We start from the raw sequence: 21,028 nt of genomic DNA, 5'->3' as shown, positions 1-21,028 counted from the left end.
AAAATAGCCAAAAGATGTTATAATGACAGTATATTTATTTGCATTCTTTTAAGAAAGAGTAAATTCCTATGAATAAAAAACTAACAGATTATGTGATTGATCTGGTTGAAATTTTAAATAAACAGCAAAAGCAGGTGTTCTGGGGTGTATTTGATATTATTAGTATGGTGGTTTCCATCATCGTGTCTTACATTCTCTTTTATGGCTTGATTAACCCAGCGCCTGTGGACTATGTTATCTATACTGGTTTGGCTTTCCTCTTCTATCAACTTATGATTGCATTTTGGGGGCTTAATGCTAGTATCAGTCGCTATAGTAAAATCACGGATTTCTTAAAAATCTTTTTTGGGGTGACTGTCAGCAGCATTGTCTCTTACGGACTTTGCTACGCCTTTCTTCCTCTATTTTCTATCCGGTTCATCATACTCTTTATCTTATTGAGTACTTTCCTCATCTTACTCCCTCGTATCACTTGGCAGCTGATTTATTCTAAGCGCAAGCAGGGAAGTGGGGAGGGCGAACACCGCCGTACCTTCTTGATTGGTGCTGGTGATGGTGGGGCCCTCTTTATGAACAGCTACCAACACCCAACTAGTGACCTTGAGTTAGTGGGAATTTTGGATAATGATGAGAAGAAAAAGGGACAAAAACTAGGTGGAATTTCCGTTTTGGGTTCTTATGATAATCTGCCTGAATTGGCCAAACGTCACCAAATCGAGCGTGTCATCGTAGCCATCCCTTCGCTTGATCCGTCAGAGTACGAACGTATCCTGCAGATGTGTAATAAACTCGGTATCAAATGTTACAAGATGCCCAAGGTTGAGACAGTTGTTCAGGGACTTCACCAACCAGGTAGCGGTTTCCAGAAAATTGACATCACAGACCTTTTGGGGCGTCAGGAAATCCGTCTTGACGAATCCCGTCTTGGTGCAGAGCTTACAGGCAAGACCATCTTGGTGACAGGAGCCGGCGGTTCGATTGGTTCGGAGATTTGTCGTCAGGTTAGCCGCTTCAATCCTGAACGCGTGATTTTGCTGGGGCATGGTGAAAACTCCATCTACCTCGTTTATCATGAATTGATCCGTACATTTCAAGGAATTGATTATGTTCCTGTCATTGCAGATATTCAGGACTATGACCGTCTTCTACAGGTATTTGAGCAGTATAAACCAGCCATTGTCTACCATGCTGCAGCCCACAAACACGTTCCGATGATGGAGCGCAATCCAAAAGAAGCCTTCAAGAACAATATCCTAGGAACCTATAATGTTGCTAAGGCTGTTGATGCAGCCAAAGTACCTAAGATGGTTATGATTTCGACAGACAAGGCGGTCAATCCACCGAACGTTATGGGTGCAACCAAGCGCGTGGCAGAGTTGATTGTCACTGGCTTTAACCAACGTAGCAAATCAACCTACTGTGCAGTCCGTTTTGGGAATGTTCTCGGTAGTCGTGGTAGCGTGATTCCTGTCTTTGAACGTCAGATTGCTGAAGGTGGTCCTGTAACGGTGACAGACTTCCGTATGACACGTTACTTTATGACAATTCCAGAGGCTAGCCGTCTGGTAATCCATGCTGGCGCTTATGCCAAGGACGGAGAAGTCTTTATCCTCGATATGGGCAAACCAGTCAAGATCTATGACTTGGCTAAGAAAATGGTTCTTCTAAGTGGGCACACGGAAAGTGAAATTCCAATCGTTGAAGTCGGTATTCGTCCGGGTGAAAAACTCTATGAGGAACTCTTGGTTTCGACCGAATTGGTTGATAACCAAGTCATGGACAAGATTTTCGTTGGTAAGGTAAATGTCATGCCACTAGAAGCCATCAATCAGAAAATTGAGGAGTTCCGTTCACTCAGTGGAGATGAGCTTAAAGAAGCGATCATTTCCTTTGCAAATGAAACAACTCATATTGAGTAAGAGTGACTCATACAATTAAACATAAATCAAAGGCCAAGGTTTTGTATAGACAGAACCTTGGCCTTTTTACTCTGTAGTTTGAAGCTATTAGCTTGTTATAGCTGACTGATGATATCATCGATTGTATGGGCAATCCAGTCGGGTTGATAGCTGAGCAAATCAGCCTCTTCTCCAAATCCCCAAGTAACAGCAAACTTTTTAATGCCAGTTTCTTGGGCTCCGATCATATCAAATTTGGTGTCCCCGATGATGAGGACTCGGTCTGCAGGGAGTTGATGCGTTTGCAAGGCATAACGGATGACATCCGCCTTGTGTGGTGTTTCAGGACTAGAACCGTAAATGCCGTTAAAGAAATGGTGAATTCCCAGATTTTTAGTCATATCATGAGCAGTAGGAGTATTCTTTGTAGTGGTGATATAGAGAGGATAGGTTTGTGAGAGTTTTTGAAGTAATTCCGTCATTCGAGGGAAGAGCTGCGCTTCGTGGATCCCTTTTTTCTTGTAGTAAGAACGGTAGGTTTGAACAGCTTCCGAGATTTGCTCCTTTGGGAGACACGTTGCAAAACTAGTTTCAAGCGGTGGACCCATGAAACCACGAATTGTTTTAGCATCAGGAGTCGGAACTCCTAGTCGTTCAAAGGTATGAGTAAAGGAATTGTGGATTCCGATGGAACTGTCAACGAGTGTTCCGTCTAGATCGAAAAAGATGGCTGAGATTGATGACATAGTTTCTCCTGTTAGATAAAGTTATTCTCCGAAGATTTCTTTTTGTAGGCGACGGCCAGTAGGGGTGGCAGCGAGTCCACCCTCAGCCGTTTCACGAAAGGCAGTTGGAAGGCTCGATCCGACTTGGTACATGGCATCTATGACTTCGTCAACAGGGATCTTAGACTCGATACCTGCCAAGGCCATATCTGCCGCGATAAAGGCAAAGCTAGCTCCCATGGCATTGCGCTTGACACAGGGAACCTCGACCAAACCAGCGACAGGGTCACAGATGAGGCCCAGCATATTTTTAATGACAAAGGCGATGGCCTGGCTAGCTTGATAGGGCGTTCCACCTGCAGCCAAGGTCAAGGCTGCAGCACTCATGGCAGAGGCAGAGCCAACTTCGGCCTGGCAGCCACCTTCAGCACCTGAAATAGAAGCGTTGTTTGCGATAACCAAGCCAAAGGCACCCGCAGCAAAGAGGAAATCCAGCTGTTCTTCGTGGCTGAGGTCAAGTTTTTGAATAGCTGCAGTAAGAACGGCAGGCAGACAGCCAGCACTTCCTGCGGTTGGAGTGGCGCAGACCAAGCCCATTTTAGCGTTGTGTTCATTGACCGCGATGGCGTTTCGGGCAGCTGATAGGATGGTAAAGTCAGACAAGGCCTTGCCACTTTTGAGATGGCGATCTAGTTTAGCCGCATCGCCACCCGTTAGGCCACTACGAGATTTGTTTTCACTAAGACCGAGCTCAACAGAGGCTTTCATGACTTCTAGATTGCGCTCCATGAGGAGGAGAACTTCTGCACGTTCCCGGCCGGTCAGTTCATATTCTGTCGCGATCATGAGTTCTGCGACATTTCCTTGGAAGTCTAGATCTGCCTGCTCGACCAATTCTTTGATAGAATAAAACATGTTTCCTCCTACTTAAAGAAATTGACATTGTGGAGATGGGGGATTTTTCGGATTTCTTCAATCGCCTCTTCGCAACTTCGACTATCAACTTCAATAATCATGATAGCTTTTTCTCCAGCTTTTTCCCGAGTCACATTCATCTGAGCGATATTGATATCGAAACGAGAGAGGGCTTCAGTAACATGGGCAATCATCCCCGGAACATCCTGATGCACGATGATGATGGTCGGGGTATTCATGTTGAGAGAAACGGCAAAACCATTAAGTTCCGTAACTTGGATATTTCCCCCACCAATGGAAATTCCTGTCACACTAATGGATTTGTGTTCATTCTTCACAGTAATTTTAGTGGTGTTAGGGTGAGGAGCGTTGCTGTCTTTCTGAATGGTCCAGACAATCTTGATACCACGCTTATGAGCAATCTCAAGGCTATTTGGAATGTCAGGATCATCCGTATCCATACCTAAAATTCCAGCAACGAGAGCAAGGTCAGTTCCATGGCCACGGTAGGTCTTGGCAAATGAATTAAATAGTTGGAATTCCACCTCTGTCGGTCTATCACCAAAGATAGAAGACACGATTTTTCCGATACGAACCGCACCAGCTGTATGGCTACTTGATGGGCCAATCATGACAGGGCCGATAATATCAAAGACAGATTGAAAACGAAGTGATTGCATCTGTTTCCCCTTACAAAGATTCTTGTTTCTATTATATCAAAGAATGAAGTTCTGTGCTTATTTCCCTTATAAAACTGAAAAAATGGATAAAAATGGTATAAAATCTTGTCTTTTATGACAAAAATATCAATATTTCAGTAAATATAAAATATTTTTGTAATATTTCTACACGAAACCGTCAAGAAACGGTAATATTCAAACGGTATGATAGAAGCATAGTAAAAAGGAGAATTTTTAGAAATGACATTAACAACTAAAAAAATCAAATTAACTCTTGCAGGAGCAGCAACTTTCCTTGCTTTCCTTGCACCATCACTTGCTTTTGCAGATGAAACAATCACTTATACAGTTAAACCAGGTGACACTCTTTCAGAAATCGCTGAGAAGTACAACACCACTGTTGAAAAATTGGCAGAAAAAAATAAGATAGAGGATATTCATCTGATCTTTGTGGATCAAGTTTTGGTCATCGAAGGGACAGCTCCAGCTGCGAAAACTTATGAAGCCCCAGCTGCAACAGGAGAAACAATCGAAGAGACTACGACTTACGAAGAAATAACTGAAACAACAACTTACGAAGCGCCAGCTGCTGCAACCAGCACTTCTTATGAAGAAGAAAGTTACACAGCTTCTACTGTAAGTGGTTCTGAAACAGAAGCCAAAGAATGGATCGCTCAAAAAGAATCAGGTGGTAGCTATACAGCTACAAACGGACGTTACATCGGACGTTACCAATTAACAGATTCATACTTGAACGGTGACTACTCAGCTGAAAACCAAGAACGTGTAGCAGATGCCTACGTTGCAGGACGTTACGGTTCATGGACAGCTGCCAAGAACTTCTGGCTTAACAACGGTTGGTATTAAGAAATAACTAACAGAATAATATGAAAAGGTCGAGGAATTTCCTCGATTTTTTTATATTTCCTTCGGTTGATAATAGGTTTCTACTTCTTTTTGGAGATGAGATAGCATGGAGGTTTCATCGGTTAGCTCTAGAAGGGAGAAACCTTTTTGGATAAGTTTAGAATCATCTGTACAAATCCCAATACGGACATAGCAGATAGCAAGCCTATCGTAGCTTTTCTTGTTCTTCGCATCTTCTAGTAAAGTATAGCATATTTGTTTACACATATTTCTATCTTGATTGTATAAGTAAATGGTGGAGAGGTTGAGTAGGATTGCCATTCGCAAGTCATATAAATGTTGATAGTTTTTATAGATTTCCAGGCGTTGCAAGATTTTTCCAGTGATGAGATGGATATGTTCTATAGGAAAGGTAAAGAAAATGGTATTGAGGATTTTTAAGTCATTCTCGTACCAAGTGTCCTGCTTTTCTATCTTCTTCCATAGCTTCTTTACAGTATTGTTAACTTCGATTGACAGTTTTTTAGTCCCATTTTGGCGGATATAGATAACAATTTCTAGCATATCTCGTATCTCTTTGATGGGGAGGTCGTGGTGAGTTTTGAGGTAGTCTTGACATTTTTGAAATAGTTTTTCGAGTTCACTAGTCCCTAGAATTGAGCTCATATTGAGATAGGTTTGCATAATTTCTGTGCGTTGACCTGGTTGATAAAGTTGGCAGATATAGTCAAACTCTTCAAAACTCATATTGATTTGCCGGAGAAGAAACTCCATATTCTCATATTTAGGAGTTGTCTTGCCACTTTCGATTTTTGATAGGCTGGTTCTTGAAAGGACGCTGCCACAGACATCTTCTTGGGTCAACCCTTTTGACTCACGGATTTCTTTATAGACCTTTCCAAAATCGTAGCGCATGATCTCCTCCTTATTTGTGAAAAAAGTTAACAAAAAATAGAAATTGATTAAAAATATTGTATCATAGTAGTATAAAAAGTAAAAAAGAAATCTAAAATAAATTTGTGAAAAAGGGTAACAAATTCTACGACGAAGATGATAAAGTACTAAGGGGGTATCTTTATGAAAAAAATCAGTAATTTCTGTATGTTACTTCTGCTTCTGTGTACTACTTTTTTTGTTTTTAATGTAAACTACACACGAGAAGTGGTTCGGATTCAGGAAATGGGAAAGACTGTAGATTCTTTGGATTTGTATTTGAAAGATATTAACGAACCTGCAGCATCTGTACTTCGATTTTTTGAGGATGTATCAAAGGAATACAAAGTATCCATCATCAAAACAGACAGTGGTGATGAGGTGATCAAGTCTGGTGTTTTTGATAAAGATACCTTCCCCTACCAAGAGTTTGGACTTTCTTCCCTTGATTTTTCTACAGATGGTGAAGGAGTCTACAGTAATAAAGAAATTTCCAATAAACTTGGTACGATTCCGACCTTTCTAAAAGCCAAGCCTATTCAGCTTATGACTTTTCAAGCCTATATCAAAGATACATCTCGTAGTTTAAATGGTCGCTACACGATTAGTTCGACTCAAGAGATGGATAGGGATCAGATTTTACAGAAGTGGAGTGATTTTTTCAAGACAGATCAGGCTACCTTGCTAGAGCCAACCTACAAAAGTGCAGTGGAAGTCATAAATCGAGATTTGCTTTTATCTGCCATTGTTTTTGTCTTGGCCATTTTACTTCTTGTGTTAGTAACAGTGTATCAGCCGATGATGGAGATGAAAAGAGTCGGTGTACAAAAGTTGCTTGGTTTTCAAGATCGGGCTGTTTTAGCTGATGTTGTGAAAGGCAACCTTTACCTCCTCCTAGGTGGGGCGCTTGTGATCAATCTAGGAGTGTGTTTCTTGCTTGATTATAAGCCGAAAGATTTGTTCCCTATGCTGTGGTTATCTCATTTTTTGCTTTTGCAACTTTATCTCTTTATCAGTTGGTTGACTTATCTCTTAATCCAAAAAATGACAATCAGCTCTCTGCTGAAAGGTTTTTCATCTTTCAAATTTGGTTTGATATTTAATTATTTGATGAAAATTGGAACCACTATTTTATTGACGGTTTTACTGATTGGGGTGGGGAAAAGTTTGGAGCAAGAAAACAAAGAGTTGGATTACCAGAGACAGTGGATCAGTCAAGGAAATTATCTGACCTTAGAAACCTTTCAACTCAATGATAACCTGTGGCAAGAGCAGTTGGCAGGCTCAGGGCAGGCAGTAGATTATTTTTATCGATTTTATCAGGATTTGGTAGAAAAAACGCAGGCGGGCTATGTGCAAACTAGCAACCTGCCTATAAAAAATTTTGCCACTGCAGAACAAGTGCAGCGGTATCAACTGGCTGATATGCTAACTGTTTACTATGCCAATCGCAATTTTCTAAAGAGCAAGGGATTCAAGCTACCAGATACCGGCACTAAAAAAGTTATTTTGATGCCAGCAAGTACGAAAGGTGAAGAAGATAAAAATCAGCTCTTGGGGAAATTAATTGCCTATCTTTCGATGAAGTATGAGGAGCAGCAAAAACGAACGATAGAGGAGATGGATGTCGAGATCGCCTACTATGAAGGTGATTGGTCATTCTTCCCCTATAACGAGAAGCGAAAGGAAAATCTCTACAATCCAATTATTAGTTTGGTCAATGATTCCGATATGACGTGGGATGAAAAAGCCTCTCTGTCAACAACAGGTTTAAATAACCCGATTAAAATTGAAAATACGGCTCAACATCAAAAAGAGATTACAGAGTTAGTTGAGAAATTATCAGATGGGAATTATTTAAAATTTTCATCTATTCAAGCCATTCAACAAGAGAAAGTAGATTCTTACCGAGATGCTGTTCGAAATTTTAACATACTCTTTGCTTTGTTTGGTCTCCTTAGCATGATGATTTCCTACTTCTTACTAGTAACAACTTTCTTATTGAAGCGAACAGATATTATTACCAAGAAGTTTATGGGCTGGAAATTGATAGATCGGTATCGTTCCTTGCTGGGTCTCCTATTAGCCGTTTATAGCCTTCCTTTTATGGTTTTGTTATTCTTTGCCCATGCTCTTTTTCCACTCGTGCTTTTTGCAGGATTTACATGCTTAGATATTTTGTTTGTACTTTTCTTGGGTTCTAAGATGGAAAAACGAAATGTAGCGCAGTTATTGAAAGGGGACATCTTATGATAAAGTTGGAAAATGTTACGAAAACCATTGGGGAAAAAGTTATTTTGGAGAACTTATCTCTAAAGATTAACCAAGGGGACTTAGTTGCGATAGTTGGAAAGAGTGGTAGTGGCAAGTCAACCTTGTTAAATCTCTTGGGTTTGATAGATGGCGATTACAGTGGACATTATGAAATTTTCGGTCAGCAAAATGTACCTGTCAACTCTGTTAAGTCGCAAGCGATTATCCGCGAACATATCTCTTATCTATTTCAAAATTTTGCTCTGATTGACAATGAAACGGTAGAGTATAATCTCATGCTTGCTCTAAAGTATGTGAAATTGTCCAAGAAAGACAAAGTCAAAAGGATAGAAGAAATTTTAGAGAGAGTGGGGTTGCCATCAACTCTACATCAGAAGGTTTCAGAGTTATCTGGAGGGGAACAGCAGCGAATCGCAGTTGCTAGAGCCATTTTAAAACCCAGTCAGCTCCTTTTAGCAGATGAACCAACCGGTTCTCTAGATCCTGAAAATCGAGATTTTGTTTTGAACTTTCTCTTAGATATGAACAAGGAAGGGAAAACGGTCATTATCGTTACCCACGATGCCTATGTGGCTCAACAATGCCATCGAGTTATTGAATTGTGAAAAATACAGAAATCTTATCAAAAATCTTTAAACTTAAGGACACCTTTAAAATTTAATTTTAAAACACGAATTTATCAATATTTTTTGATTGATAAAAATAGAAAATCGGTTGTTTTTAGGAGATTCCCTAAAATTACCTCCTAACCACACTTATTAAAAAAGATAATTCCTATGGAAATAGTTTGACTCTTAAGATTTAAATACCTTAGTTCTCGTGATTTTTGAGCTATTCTAGCTTTAGAATCCTTCAGAACGCAAAATTTTAAGCAGTCAAAGACCTAGAATACTCATAAAACATTTATTTTATAGCAGTTCTAAGCTTAAAATTGCATGGATATATATGTATTTGAGCTGTTCGATAGTTTGGACAGCTCTATTCTGAGAAATCTGAGCTATCAATGCTTTAGAATAGTATTTTGCCAATGGATTTTATTGAAGAATTGCTTATTTTATGCTACTCTAAAATAAAACTGATTTAATGGGGTAAAAGGGGAGACGATAAAATGAAACATTTTTTTGCAGGAATTGGAGAGATTCATTTTTTGTCATTTTTATTATATCTAAGCATGTCTACTAGTCCAATTATTGGACTAGTGATTGGATATACTAAAATAAATCTAATAAATTCTATTATTATGGCTCTTGGTATGATATTGGCATTAATTTTGGTATTATCAAGGGTGTATAGAAAATATTTTTATAGAGACGATGATGACTAAAGTTTTTATCAATAAAGCAGGGTTTAAAACTCTGCTTTATCAAATATTGACTTACAGAAAGTGCTCTGTGGCATTGAAAATGATAGCAATGATGATTTATACAAACTTAAAAAAAGATAAGGACACTGTAAAATTATGATGCGTAAACTAATTGTTTTCTTACTGATGCTCCCTCTTTTGGGCTTGTGGCTAGAGTTGCATGTCCTAGTGAATAACTTGCTATTGAATCTAGAATCTCCCCTTGATTTTGTGCTCAGTATGTCTCTTACTTTCTGTAGTTTGATTTTCTCAAAAATAGTTTTAGACATACTATATGCATTGAAAGATTTATACAAGAAAGAAGGTCTTATTACGATTTTTCCTTTTATATTTATAAGAAGGAAGAGATTAAATGTGAGATTCTCACCCTATTTTTCATTCCATCGTAAAAGTTTGTCTACTGATGATTTGAAATCTAGAATTATATGGAGTTTTATTCTTGAAATTGCTATTATCCTAGTATTTATATTAAAAATTCCTTTTGCTATCATCATGCTTACTACAATATTTTTCTGGACCATAATGGATATCAACCATATCGTTTTTAATAAGACGGAATTTCTTTTTAATCAAAACAAATGGCAAAAAGAAGATTCGTTTGAAAGTGATTTGACGAAAACGTTAAAGGATAAAATACAAAAATCAGAGCTAACTTATTCTGACTTAATGTCTCTTCAGCTGTATGATGCGATTAACCAATCTACCTTTTTAACGGATAGTGAACTCTTTGAGGATATTTTGAAAAAAATCGAAGTTTCTCAGAATACTCTTCTGTGTACAGGTCTTGTCGAGTTACTGATGTATGAGATTTCTATTAGTAACAATAACAACTGGTCCAACAAGCTCGATAAAATCAGGATGCAGCTTCTTCAAATCAATCAATTAGATTTTTTCTATTATACAAGTTGGTTAAGGCAAAATTTTGATTTCTGTATGAATAGAGAATACGATAAAATGAAATCTCGGAAATTATTACTGAGTAATAAAAAGATAGTTTAAGTTCGTCCTATTTGTAAAACAAATGAAATAATTTCAACTAATTAGGTTTGCAAATCTGTTCATCTATAGAAAATGATTAGCTAAAAGAGAGAGTATCTTAATTGGGAAATGAAGAGATGGTGTAACTTAATAGAGTATTATCTCTACACAAGGGATTGTTTTCTTTTTGGAGAAACGTTGCAGTGAATGGAGCACGTACTTATTTTATGAGGATAGAATATGATTCGACTAAGTGATAAAGTTAGACTAGTATTTGCTATTTTAGGAGCAAGTGTCATATTAGTCAGTATGTATCTTATACCTTTTTTCAAAATTGAAACTCAATTTTGGGAAATACTTTTATTTATAATAGGTGTATTGCTAATTGGAATTGCGTTACTAAGTCAAAAAAAATAAATTTTGTGTTAGTGAGTACGTAATTATTAGTATTGACTGTTTTATGGTGGAAAGCATCCACATAGCTTTTTGTAAAATAATCTGATTGTATAATAGTTGCAGTAGGTATTGTCTATGACAAAGCACCCCATCTTATCTAGGTAACTAAGTGCTACAAATACAGTCGAGGATCACTTATTAGAATTATATTTTAATTGGGCTTAATAAGAATGGAGTATTCCTATGGAAATCGTATGCCTCTTAAGCTTCGAATACCCTAGTTCTCGTGATTTTGAGCTATTCTAGCTTTAGAATCCTTCAGAACGTAAAATTTTAAGCAGTCAAAGGCTTAGAATAACCACAAAACATTTATTTTATAGCAATTCTAAACTTAGAATTGCATGGATATATATGTGCTTGAGCTGTTCGATAGTTTGGACAGCTCTATTCTGAGAAATCTGAGCTATCAATGCTTTAGAATAGTATTTCGCCAATGGATTTTATTGAAGGATTGCTTATTTTATGCTACTCTAAAATAAAACTGATTTAATGGAGCAAATGGAGAATCGTTACATGAAACATTTTTTTGCAGGAATTGGTGAGATAAGATTTATTAGTTATCTATTGTCTCTATGTGTAGGACTAGCCCCTCTTTTTCATATCTATGTTATAGGTTCTGAAATGAGTTTTGTGAACATAGTATTATCTATTTTGGGAATTATATTTGTTTGTATTTTAACTATTGCTCGATTTTATAGGAATTTTTTCTATAAAGAATAGTTTGGATTTGAAAAGTGTCCAGATTGAAGAAAATTGTCCAAAATGGACTTTTTCTTCAATCTTTTTCTTTTGCTAGAGAAAGTAGAAAACTCTTAAAAATAGCATTATATCAGCATTCCTAGGAGTTTCTACTATATAATAGCCAACCTTCAAAAGAGCAATTTTTAAACTCTGATAGGGTTTGTCTACGTTCTGAAAGTCCTTTAGGGCTCTTTTTTGTTTTGCTAGAACAAAAAGTGTAAATATCTTTTCAGGAAAGATATTTTTGTATGAATTCAATGCAATGTTTTAAATTGTTTTAAAACTCAAATTGTATAAATAAGCTTATTAAATGTAAAAATATATTACATAATAAGATTTTTCTTAAATAAAATTCAGTTTTGGCTTGACAAATGTTTTTAAGAAGTGTATTATTTATACAATTTAAAAGTATAAAAATAAGAGGAGGTTTTCTATGAATAAAGTAAAGAAGGTGCTGATGACGATGTTTGGTTTGCTTATGTTTCCCTTATTGTTTGCTTGTAGTAACAGTCAGTCCCAAGGTGTTGAAGCCATTAAATCTAAAGGAAAATTGGTGGTGGCTCTAAATCCAGAGTTTGCTCCATTTGAATACCAGAAATTGGTCGATGGGAAAAATCAGATTGTAGGTTCAGATGTTGAGCTAGCCAAAGCCATCGCAAAGGAGCTAGGTGTGGAAGTGGAGTTCTCTCCAATGAGTTTTGACAATGTACTGGCTAGTCTTGATTCAGGTAAGGCCGATCTTGCCATATCAGGTGTTTCTAAAACGGAGGAGAGAAGTCAAGTTTACGATTTTTCAATTCCCTACTACACTTCGAAAAATAAGGTTATCGTAAGAAAATCTGAATTAACGAATTACCAATCGGTGAAGGATTTGGCTCAGAAAAAGGTTGGAGCGCAGAAAGGTTCTATTCAGGAGACTTTGGTCAAAGAAACCTTGCAGAATTCTTCTCTCGTTTCACTTCCTAAAAATGGAAATTTGATAACAGATTTGAAATCTGGGCAACTGGATGCGGTTATCTTTGAGGAACCAGTGGCGAAAGGATATGTAGAGAATAATCCAGACCTAGCCATCGCTGAGTTTGATGTTGACAATGATAAAGACGATTCCTACGCTGTTGCGATGAAAAAAGACAGTAAGGAATTGAAAGAAGCGGTTGACAAAACCATCCAGAAGCTGAAGGATTCTGGGGAGTTGGACAAATTGATTGACGATGCTTTTAAAGCCTCTATCGAAAAATAGAAAGAAGGAAGAGAAATGAGTAAGGAGAAAGTCATTTTAGCCTATTCAGGTGGATTGGATACATCGGTTGCTATTACATGGTTAAAAAAAGACTATGATGTGATTGCTGTTTGTATGGATGTGGGTGAAGGAAAAGATTTGGAGTTCATCCACGATAAAGCTCTCAAGGTTGGGGCTGTTGAGTCTTATGTCATTGATGTTAAGGAAGAATTTGCTAATGACTATGTTTTAGTGGCCCTTCAGGCTCATGCTTACTATGAACAGAAGTATCCCTTGGTATCAGCTCTGAGTCGCCCTCTTATTTCAAAAAAACTTGTTGAAATAGCTCATCAGACGGGGGCAACCACAATTGCCCATGGTTGTACAGGTAAGGGAAACGACCAAGTTCGGTTTGAAGTCTCTATTGCAGCTTTGGATCCCAATCTAAAGGTAGTTGCGCCTGTTCGTGAGTGGAAATGGTCTCGTGAAGAAGAAATCCAATATGCCAAAGAAAATGGTGTTCCAGTTCCTGCTGACCTTGACAATCCTTACTCTATTGACCAAAATCTTTGGGGACGTGCAAATGAATGTGGTGTTTTGGAAAACCCTTGGAACCAAGCACCAGAAGAAGCATTTGGAATCACATCTTCACCAGAAGAGGCACCAGACAGTCCAGAATTTATTGACATTGAGTTTAGCTGTGGGGTGCCCATCTCCCTCAATGGAGAAAAGATGAAAGTGGCTGCTTTGATTCAAAAGCTCAATGAAATTGCGGGCAAACACGGTGTTGGTCGTATTGATCATGTGGAAAATCGCCTAGTCGGTATTAAGTCAAGAGAGATTTATGAGTGCCCAGGTGCTGTGACTTTATTGGCAGCTCATAAGGAGATTGAAGACTTGACTCTTGTGAGAGAAGTGGCTCATTTCAAACCTATTATCGAAAATGAGTTGTCCAATCTCATCTATAATGCCTTGTGGTTTAGCCCAGCAACTCAGGCTTTGATTGCCTATATCAAGGAGACACAGAAAGTTGTCAATGGAACTGCAAAAGTTAAACTCTATAAGGGGAACGCTCAGGTAGTGGCTCGGAAATCTCCAAATTCTCTTTACGATGAAAATTTGGCGACTTATACTAGTGCGGATACTTTTGACCAAGATGCGGCTGTTGGATTTATCAAGCTTTGGGGGCTTCCGACTAAGGTTTATTCAGAAGTTCAGAAAAATGTTGAGTAGTGACGCGATAGAAAGGGACGACAGGATATGTCGAAAAATATAAAATTATGGGGTGGTCGATTTGAAGGCACTGTGGAAGAGTGGGTAGAACAGTTCGGTGCGAGTATTTCCTTTGACCACCAGCTGGCAAAATTTGATTTGATGGGTTCCCTAGCTCATGTTCAAATGCTAGGACAGACTGGCATTTTAAGCTTGGAAGAGGCGGAGCAGATCCAAGATGGTCTGAAAGCTTTGTTGCGAGATTTAGAGGCAAGAGAGCTTCATTTTGATATTGCAAATGAAGATATTCATATGAATATGGAAGTGTTGCTGACAGAGAAAATCGGTCCTCTGGCTGGGAAACTACATACGGCTCGTTCTCGGAATGACCAAGTCGCAACGGATATGCACTTATATCTAAAGGAGCAGCTTGGGCATGTCTTGGATAAGTTGGCGAATCTGAACAGTGTTTTGCTGGATTTGGCTGAAAAACATGTGGAAACCATCATGCCAGGCTATACCCATTTACAGCACGCCCAACCGATTAGTTTTGCCCACCATCTCATGGCTTATTACAATATGTTTCAAAGGGACAGCGAGCGTTTTGCATTTAATCTAAAACATACGGACCTATCTCCCCTGGGTGCGGCTGCCTTGGCGGGGACAACTTTTCCAATCGATCGTCAATTATCGAGTGATTTATTGGGCTTCCAACAACCCTATACCAATTCCTTGGACGCAGTGAGTGACCGTGATTTTATCTTGGAATTTCTATCAAATGCCAGCATGTTGATGATGCATATGAGCCGTTTTTGTGAAGAAATCATCAATTGGTGCAGTTTTGAGTATCAGTACATTAGCTTGTCTGATAGCTTTTCAACGGGTTCATCTATCATGCCCCAGAAGAAAAATCCTGATATGGCGGAATTGATTCGAGGGAAGACAGGACGGGTTTACGGGCACTTACTTGGACTATTGACCGTCATGAAGTCTTTGCCTTTGGCCTATAATAAGGATTTGCAAGAGGACAAGGAAGGCATGTTTGATACAGTAGAAACGATTTTGAATTCTCTGGATGTGTTGGCAGGTATGCTATCGAGCATGCAGGTTAATAAGGCCAAAATGCAGCAATCTACAGAGAATGATTTTTCGAATGCGACTGAACTGGCAGATTATTTGGCTGAAAAAGGTCTTCCCTTTAGAGAAGCGCATGAAATTGTAGGAAAATTGGTTCTAGACTCTATCAATCATGGTAAAAATATCCAAGATTGGGATTTGGAGGAGTTGCAAGTCTACCATCCCTTGATTGAAGAGGATATTTATATCTACTTGCGCCCAGAAACCGCTGTTCAGAGACGGAATTCCTTAGGAGGAACCGGCTTTGAGCAAGTGAAATACCAGATAGAACAAGCGAAGAAAGAACTTAAAGGGGAAAATTGATTCGTTTGCAAAGGAAGAAAGAGAGGTTGAGATGATTTATCAGCCTCTTTCTTGTCTTCTCTAACCAAGCGTGTTATAATGAATACTGCTCAAGCGACCTTCAATCGTGAAGCACACACGACCTTCAATCGTGAACTAGTCATTTCGTTTATCTTTTATTACGTCGTTAACTCGAAATGAGATGCAAGCTGAGCTTGTCTGATTTATAACCTCAATCAGTCTCCCAGACTGATTGAGCGAACTCAAGTTATGTCTGCGACTTGTTGCCTAGTCCTAAAAGCAAACGAAAAGACTATACTCAAAGAAATTCTATTGAAAGTCATAATGAATAGAATTTTGAGGGTATGAATAAACGAATAGATGGGAGACTTACCATGAGTGATAACTCTAAAACACGTGTTGTTGTGGGGATGAGTGGTGGTGTTGATTCGTCGGTGACGGCTCTCTTGCTCAAGGAGCAGGGCTACGATGTGATCGGTATCTTCATGAAGAACTGGGACGACACAGATGAAAACGGCGTCTGTACGGCGACCGAAGATTACAAGGATGTGGCTGCGGTGGCAGACCAGATCGGCATTCCTTACTACTCTGTCAATTTTGAAAAAGAGTACTGGGACCGCGTTTTTGAGTATTTCCTAGCGGAATACCGTGCAGGGCGCACGCCAAATCCAGATGTTATGTGCAACAAGGAAATCAAGTTTAAGGCCTTTCTGGACTATGCCATGACCTTGGGGGCAGACTATGTAGCGACGGGGCATTATGCTCGAGTGGCGCGTGATGAGGATGGCATCGTTCACATGCTTCGTGGCGTGGACAATGGCAAGGACCAGACCTATTTCCTCAGTCAACTTTCGCAAGAACAACTCCAAAAAACCATGTTCCCATTGGGACATTTGGAAAAGCCTGAAGTTCGCAGACTCGCAGAAGAAGCAGGACTTGCGACTGCTAAGAAGAAAGACTCGACAGGGATTTGCTTTATCGGAGAAAAGAACTTTAAAAACTTTCTCAGCAACTATCTGCCAGCTCAGCCTGGTCGCATGATGACTGTGGATGGTCGCGATATGGGTGAGCATGCAGGTCTGATGTATTATACGATTGGTCAGCGTGGCGGACTCGGTATCGGTGGGCAACACGGCGGTGACAATGCGCCTTGGTTCGTTGTCGGAAAAGACCTAAGCAAGAATATCCTCTATGTCGGCCAAGGTTTTTATCATGATTCGCTCATGTCAACCAGCTTAGAGGCCAGTCAGGTCCACTTTACTCGTGACATGCCAGAGGAATTTACGCTTGAATGTACGGCTAAATTCCGCTACCGTCAGCCTGATTCTAAGGTGACAGTACATGTCAAAGGAGATAAGGCAGAAGTTATCTTTGCGGAACCGCAACGCGCAATCACACCAGGACAGGCGGTTGTCTTTTATGATGGCGATGAGTGTCTCGGTGGCGGTTTGATTGATAATGCTTATCGAGATGGACAAGTTTGTCAGTACATTTAGATTGACAAATTTTCTCAATTTGCTACAATAATAAAAGCAATAGAAATGATGGTCAAAGCTCATGGATGTTGCAGGCTTTTTTGTCCTGCACTTCTTTGGAGTTTTGACTGTTTTTGTGTCGTTTAGAGGAAAGGACAAAAATGACTCAACAAGACTTTCGGACAAAAGTGGGAAATACGGTTTTTGGTGTTCGGGCGACAGCCTTGATTCTCCAAAATGGCAAGCTCCTAGTTACCAAAGATAAGGGCAAGTATTACACTATTGGCGGTGCGATTCAAGTTAATGAAAGCACGGAAGACGCGGTAGTTCGTGAAGTGAGGGAAGAATTAGGTGTCCGAGCTCAAGCTGGACAGCTAGCTTTTGTGGTTGAAAATCGTTTTGAACAAGGCAGTGTTTCCTATCACAACATCGAGTTTCATTACCTGGTGAACTTGCTTGAAGATGCTCCATTGACCATGCGGGAAGATGAGAAAACACTACCCTGTGAGTGGATTGACTTGGATGAGCTCCAGAATATCCAGTTAGTTCCATCCTTTTTAAAAACAGCCCTGCCAGATTGGGATGGCCAACTAAGACACATTCATCTTGAAGAATAGGAGAGAAAATGACTTATAATTTTACTGAAGAATACGATATTATTGTAATCGGTGCGGGACACGCTGGGGTCGAGGCTTCCTTGGCTGCTAGCCGTATGGGCTGTAAAGTCTTGCTTGCGACTATCAACATTGAAATGCTGGCTTTCATGCCTTGTAACCCTTCTATCGGTGGTTCTGCCAAGGGGATTGTTGTGCGTGAAGTCGATGCCCTCGGTGGTGAAATGGCCAAGAATATTGATAAGACTTACATACAGATGAAGATGCTCAACACAGGGAAGGGGCCAGCTGTCCGTGCCCTTCGTGCGCAAGCTGACAAGGAGCTTTACTCTAAAGAAATGCGCAAGACAGTTGAAAATCAAGAAAATTTGACCCTTCGTCAAACCATGATTGATGAGATTTTGGTCGAAGATGGCAAGGTTGTCGGTGTGCGTACAGCTACCCATCAAGAGTATGCTGCCAAGGCTGTTATCGTGACGACAGGGACTGCCCTACGTGGGGAAATCATCATCGGAGACCTTAAGTATTCATCAGGACCAAACCACAGTCTGGCTTCGATTAACCTAGCTGATAATCTCAAGGAACTTGGCCTCGAAATCGGTCGTTTCAAGACAGGAACCCCTCCACGTGTCAAGGCTTCTTCTATCAATTACGACGTGACAGAGATTCAGCCAGGGGACGAAGCGCCAAATCACTTCTCATATACTTCACGTGATGAGGACTATGTCAAGGATCAAGTGCCATGCTGGTTGACCTATACCAATGGTACCAGTCATGAAATTATCCAAAATAACCTCCATCGTGCGCCTATGTTTACAGGTGTGGTCAAGGGTGTGGGACCTCGTTACTGTCCGTCGATTGAGGACAAGATTGTGCGCTTTGCGGACAAGGAACGCCACCAACTCTTCCTAGAGCCAGAAGGGCGCAATACAGAGGAAGTTTATGTTCAAGGCCTATCAACCAGTCTGCCTGAGGATGTTCAACGTGAGCTAGTTCATTCCATCAAAGGTTTGGAAAATGCAGAGATGATGCGAACAGGTTATGCCATTGAGTACGACATGGTCTTGCCACACCAGTTGCGTGCGACTTTGGAAACCAAGAAAATCTCAGGACTTTTCACAGCTGGTCAGACAAATGGAACGTCAGGTTACGAAGAAGCTGCTGGCCAAGGGATTATCGCGGGTATCAATGCGGCTCTAAAAATCCAAGGCAAGCCAGAGTTGATTTTGAAGCGAAGCGACGGTTATATCGGGGTGATGATTGATGACTTGGTGACCAAGGGAACTATTGAACCCTATCGTCTCTTGACCAGTCGTGCTGAATACCGTCTCATCCTCCGTCATGACAATGCCGATATGCGTTTGACAGAGATGGGGCGCGAGATTGGACTTGTGGATGATGAACGTTGGGCTCGTTTTGAAATCAAGAAAAATCAATTTGACAATGAAATGAAGCGTTTAGACAGCATCAAACTCAAGCCGGTCAAGGAAACCAATGCCAAGGTTGAGGAGATGGGCTTCAAGCCGTTGACAGATGCGGTTACAGCCAAGGAATTCCTTCGCCGTCCAGAAGTTTCTTACCAAGATGTGGTGGCCTTCATAGGGCCAGCTGCCGAGGACTTGGATGACAAGATTATCGAATTGATTGAAACAGAGATCAAGTACGAAGGCTATATTTCCAAAGCCATGGATCAGGTTGCCAAGATGAAACGCATGGAAGAAAAACGCATTCCAGCCAATATCGACTGGGATGATATTGATTCTATCGCGACAGAAGCTCGCCAGAAGTTCAAACTCATCAATCCAGAAACCATCGGCCAAGCTAGCCGAATTTCGGGAGTAAATCCAGCGGACGTTTCTATCCTTATGGTGTATCTTGAAGGTAAAAATCGTAGTATTTCTAAAAATCAAGAAAAGAAAGCATAGAGAAAAACAGCTCCGAAGACGGGGCTGTTTTGTTTACTAACTCTAGTTTTTTATTGCGTATTTAGGATTTAAATATTTAATTAAAAGAAATCTTTTATGCTACCGATAAATTATTATTAAAACATTTAAAATGATGAGTAAATATACTTTTGATAGAAGAAATGCTGACTTGAGATTGATAGTTGTAAAAGTAATGATAGTGATGGGGAATATTGACTATAGGAGAATCTGTTACTTATTATTATTTATAGAACTATATTTATAAATAAATTTGATATTAAAATTATTTTATGATAAAATGAAATCGTTAACAAAAGTATTTAGCTAAACTAGAAAGGAGGAGTTTGTCAGTAGTTGTTTTGCTGAATACTCTACTCGTCTTTTTGTTTTAAAATAAAGTATTGTGGAAGGAGCTGATTAAAATTAGAAAAATAAATCCAGATATCTTATTTCTATGTGGTGTTTTGGTCATATGTTGCTCTTTTTTGCTTTTCCATATAAATCCTTACCATGCAGTTGATGACGAGCTAATGTTAAAAATACAATCTATATTTTGGAGTTTGTTGTGGCGTCCAGTTCCGTCTTTAGGAATGGTGGTAGGAGTGATTATGATTTTTAAGAGTTTGAAAAAATAATATCATTTTATTTTTAGTCTTCGATTTTCTAGTTAGAATGGAGATTGGATATGAACAGACTTAAGTCGATATTCTTATTGTTGTTTAGCTTGCTCACTTTTGGAATATTTTTAGACGTCAAAGCAGATACTATTCCAAGTCCTGATTTTGAAGTGATATCAGAGTTGGTATTAAAAGAAAATAAAACTGGAGTAATTTATGAGTTTGAAAATTTAGAAACTAGAGAACAATTTTTAAAATCTAGAAATATAACGCCTTCTAATGCAAGCTCATTCCGTTCTTATGGAGTAAGTAGTGTTCGTAGAACATACCTCAGCTCTTACCGTGATACAGCGGTTTCTGGAAGAGTTTCTTATACTGTTTATGGGGGAGCTCAGGAGCTAGTGTGTCAATATCATCAGGACAAAGTTTTTCTTCTTCTGAGTATGGAATAGGTTTTACTTATGGAAGCGCGGCTACTCATTTTGTTCCGCCTTATAAATATGGTTATATAGTTTTGAAAGCTTCTTTTACAGTTAATATTTATAAATTGGAGGTTAAAGATCAAGGAACTAATGAATGGCGTCTAGCTGGACGGATTAAGACATTTAGTAACACAAATGTTTGGACCGAGTTGAGAACTTACAGTTAACTACTTTATAAAAATAAAAGAAAAAATATAACAGACTAGAATAACGA

Annotated in this window: 18 protein-coding genes; 14 read left to right on the top strand and 4 right to left on the bottom strand. The window is 39.3% G+C overall.

Translation table 11 applies throughout. From position 1 onward, the window contains the following. Positions 1 to 68: 68 nt before the first annotated feature. On the top strand, positions 69 to 1,919 hold the full coding sequence (locus D8802_RS04860) for a nucleoside-diphosphate sugar epimerase/dehydratase (RefSeq protein WP_125394993.1): 1,851 nt from the start codon (positions 69 to 71) through the stop codon (positions 1,917 to 1,919). 95 nt (positions 1,920 to 2,014) lie between these two features. On the opposite strand, the gene D8802_RS04855 is transcribed toward D8802_RS04860, so the two are convergent. From D8802_RS04855 to sdaAB, 3 genes are read right to left on the bottom strand one after another with little or no spacing between them, the layout of a single operon-like run. Continuing rightward, positions 2,015 to 2,644, bottom strand: coding sequence for an HAD hydrolase-like protein (locus tag D8802_RS04855; RefSeq protein ID WP_125394992.1), 630 nt, complete (start codon positions 2,642 to 2,644; stop codon positions 2,015 to 2,017). 21 nt (positions 2,645 to 2,665) lie between these two features. Further along, complete coding sequence (gene sdaAA, locus D8802_RS04850) at positions 2,666 to 3,538, bottom strand: L-serine ammonia-lyase, iron-sulfur-dependent, subunit alpha (RefSeq protein ID WP_038805886.1); 873 nt, start codon at positions 3,536 to 3,538, stop codon at positions 2,666 to 2,668. An 8-nt stretch (positions 3,539 to 3,546) separates the two neighbouring features. Next, a complete protein-coding gene (sdaAB, locus tag D8802_RS04845; RefSeq protein ID WP_084975953.1) occupies positions 3,547 to 4,218 on the bottom strand; it encodes an L-serine ammonia-lyase, iron-sulfur-dependent subunit beta in 672 nt (223 codons plus the stop codon). 240 nt (positions 4,219 to 4,458) lie between these two features. Between sdaAB and apf the strand changes: the two genes are divergently transcribed. Next, positions 4,459 to 5,085, top strand: coding sequence for an aggregation-promoting factor (apf, locus tag D8802_RS04840; RefSeq protein WP_125394991.1), 627 nt, complete (start codon positions 4,459 to 4,461; stop codon positions 5,083 to 5,085). Between the two features lie 51 nt (positions 5,086 to 5,136). Here the strand turns inward: apf and D8802_RS04835 are convergent, their stop codons facing one another. Beyond that, positions 5,137 to 6,000 carry a helix-turn-helix domain-containing protein gene (locus D8802_RS04835; RefSeq protein WP_125394990.1) on the bottom strand — a complete coding sequence of 288 codons (864 nt, stop codon included), beginning with the start codon at positions 5,998 to 6,000 and terminating at the stop codon, positions 5,137 to 5,139. Positions 6,001 to 6,162: 162 nt separating this feature from the next. Here D8802_RS04835 and D8802_RS04830 point away from each other — a divergent pair, with 162 nt between their 5' ends. The 12 genes from D8802_RS04830 (at position 6,163) to D8802_RS04775 (ending at position 20,784) form a co-directional block, all read left to right on the top strand. Beyond that, positions 6,163 to 8,271, top strand: coding sequence for a bacteriocin-associated integral membrane family protein (locus tag D8802_RS04830; protein ID WP_125394989.1), 2,109 nt, complete (start codon positions 6,163 to 6,165; stop codon positions 8,269 to 8,271). After that, positions 8,268 to 8,897 carry an ABC transporter ATP-binding protein gene (locus D8802_RS04825; protein ID WP_125394988.1) on the top strand — a complete coding sequence of 210 codons (630 nt, stop codon included), beginning with the start codon at positions 8,268 to 8,270 and terminating at the stop codon, positions 8,895 to 8,897. The genes D8802_RS04830 and D8802_RS04825 overlap by 4 nt, the downstream gene beginning before the upstream one ends. A 503-nt stretch (positions 8,898 to 9,400) precedes the next feature. Then, the gene (locus D8802_RS04820) at positions 9,401 to 9,616 is read left to right on the top strand and encodes a hypothetical protein (protein ID WP_125394987.1); all 216 of its coding nucleotides are present in this window, start codon (positions 9,401 to 9,403) and stop codon (positions 9,614 to 9,616) included. Between the two features lie 135 nt (positions 9,617 to 9,751). Continuing rightward, positions 9,752 to 10,654 carry a hypothetical protein gene (locus D8802_RS04815; protein ID WP_125394986.1) on the top strand — a complete coding sequence of 301 codons (903 nt, stop codon included), beginning with the start codon at positions 9,752 to 9,754 and terminating at the stop codon, positions 10,652 to 10,654. Positions 10,655 to 11,602: 948 nt separating this feature from the next. Next, positions 11,603 to 11,809, top strand: a complete 207-nt coding sequence (locus tag D8802_RS10310) for a hypothetical protein (RefSeq protein WP_038805881.1) — start codon at positions 11,603 to 11,605, stop codon at positions 11,807 to 11,809. A gap of 454 nt (positions 11,810 to 12,263) precedes the next feature. Beyond that, a complete protein-coding gene (locus D8802_RS04805) occupies positions 12,264 to 13,070 on the top strand; it encodes an ABC transporter substrate-binding protein (RefSeq protein ID WP_125394985.1) in 807 nt (268 codons plus the stop codon). A gap of 15 nt (positions 13,071 to 13,085) precedes the next feature. Continuing rightward, complete coding sequence (locus D8802_RS04800) at positions 13,086 to 14,282, top strand: argininosuccinate synthase (RefSeq protein ID WP_125394984.1); 1,197 nt, start codon at positions 13,086 to 13,088, stop codon at positions 14,280 to 14,282. A gap of 27 nt (positions 14,283 to 14,309) precedes the next feature. Further along, complete coding sequence (gene argH / locus D8802_RS04795) at positions 14,310 to 15,701, top strand: argininosuccinate lyase (RefSeq protein WP_125394983.1); 1,392 nt, start codon at positions 14,310 to 14,312, stop codon at positions 15,699 to 15,701. Between the two features lie 374 nt (positions 15,702 to 16,075). Further along, positions 16,076 to 17,197, top strand: coding sequence for a tRNA 2-thiouridine(34) synthase MnmA (mnmA, locus tag D8802_RS04790; protein WP_125394982.1), 1,122 nt, complete (start codon positions 16,076 to 16,078; stop codon positions 17,195 to 17,197). Positions 17,198 to 17,337: 140 nt separating this feature from the next. Further along, a complete protein-coding gene (locus tag D8802_RS04785) occupies positions 17,338 to 17,793 on the top strand; it encodes an NUDIX hydrolase (protein WP_185758197.1) in 456 nt (151 codons plus the stop codon). 8 nt (positions 17,794 to 17,801) lie between these two features. Continuing rightward, positions 17,802 to 19,715: a tRNA uridine-5-carboxymethylaminomethyl(34) synthesis enzyme MnmG gene (gene mnmG, locus D8802_RS04780; protein WP_125394980.1), complete on the top strand. Its 1,914-nt coding sequence runs from the start codon at positions 17,802 to 17,804 to the stop codon at positions 19,713 to 19,715. A gap of 685 nt (positions 19,716 to 20,400) precedes the next feature. Next, complete coding sequence (locus tag D8802_RS04775) at positions 20,401 to 20,784, top strand: hypothetical protein (RefSeq protein ID WP_125394979.1); 384 nt, start codon at positions 20,401 to 20,403, stop codon at positions 20,782 to 20,784. Positions 20,785 to 21,028: the final 244 nt, after the last annotated feature.

This window comes from Streptococcus oralis, assembly GCF_003943395.1.
Lineage (GTDB): Bacteria > Bacillota > Bacilli > Lactobacillales > Streptococcaceae > Streptococcus > Streptococcus oralis_BF.
This window is presented reverse-complemented; position numbering and strand designations above follow the sequence as displayed.

Coding starts and splice junctions, on each gene's coding strand:
- D8802_RS04785 (WP_185758197.1), top strand. CDS start 17,338: ATGACTCAACAAGACTTTCGGACAAAAGTGGGAAATACGGTTTTTGGT.
- mnmA (WP_125394982.1), top strand. CDS start 16,076: ATGAGTGATAACTCTAAAACACGTGTTGTTGTGGGGATGAGTGGTGGT.
- D8802_RS04825 (WP_125394988.1), top strand. CDS start 8,268: ATGATAAAGTTGGAAAATGTTACGAAAACCATTGGGGAAAAAGTTATT.
- D8802_RS04835 (WP_125394990.1), bottom strand. CDS start 6,000: ATGCGCTACGATTTTGGAAAGGTCTATAAAGAAATCCGTGAGTCAAAA.
- apf (WP_125394991.1), top strand. CDS start 4,459: ATGACATTAACAACTAAAAAAATCAAATTAACTCTTGCAGGAGCAGCA.
- D8802_RS04855 (WP_125394992.1), bottom strand. CDS start 2,644: ATGTCATCAATCTCAGCCATCTTTTTCGATCTAGACGGAACACTCGTT.
- D8802_RS04805 (WP_125394985.1), top strand. CDS start 12,264: ATGAATAAAGTAAAGAAGGTGCTGATGACGATGTTTGGTTTGCTTATG.
- D8802_RS04800 (WP_125394984.1), top strand. CDS start 13,086: ATGAGTAAGGAGAAAGTCATTTTAGCCTATTCAGGTGGATTGGATACA.
- D8802_RS04860 (WP_125394993.1), top strand. CDS start 69: ATGAATAAAAAACTAACAGATTATGTGATTGATCTGGTTGAAATTTTA.
- argH (WP_125394983.1), top strand. CDS start 14,310: ATGTCGAAAAATATAAAATTATGGGGTGGTCGATTTGAAGGCACTGTG.
- mnmG (WP_125394980.1), top strand. CDS start 17,802: ATGACTTATAATTTTACTGAAGAATACGATATTATTGTAATCGGTGCG.
- D8802_RS04830 (WP_125394989.1), top strand. CDS start 6,163: ATGAAAAAAATCAGTAATTTCTGTATGTTACTTCTGCTTCTGTGTACT.
- sdaAB (WP_084975953.1), bottom strand. CDS start 4,218: ATGCAATCACTTCGTTTTCAATCTGTCTTTGATATTATCGGCCCTGTC.
- D8802_RS10310 (WP_038805881.1), top strand. CDS start 11,603: ATGAAACATTTTTTTGCAGGAATTGGTGAGATAAGATTTATTAGTTAT.
- sdaAA (WP_038805886.1), bottom strand. CDS start 3,538: ATGTTTTATTCTATCAAAGAATTGGTCGAGCAGGCAGATCTAGACTTC.
- D8802_RS04820 (WP_125394987.1), top strand. CDS start 9,401: ATGAAACATTTTTTTGCAGGAATTGGAGAGATTCATTTTTTGTCATTT.
- D8802_RS04775 (WP_125394979.1), top strand. CDS start 20,401: ATGAACAGACTTAAGTCGATATTCTTATTGTTGTTTAGCTTGCTCACT.
- D8802_RS04815 (WP_125394986.1), top strand. CDS start 9,752: ATGATGCGTAAACTAATTGTTTTCTTACTGATGCTCCCTCTTTTGGGC.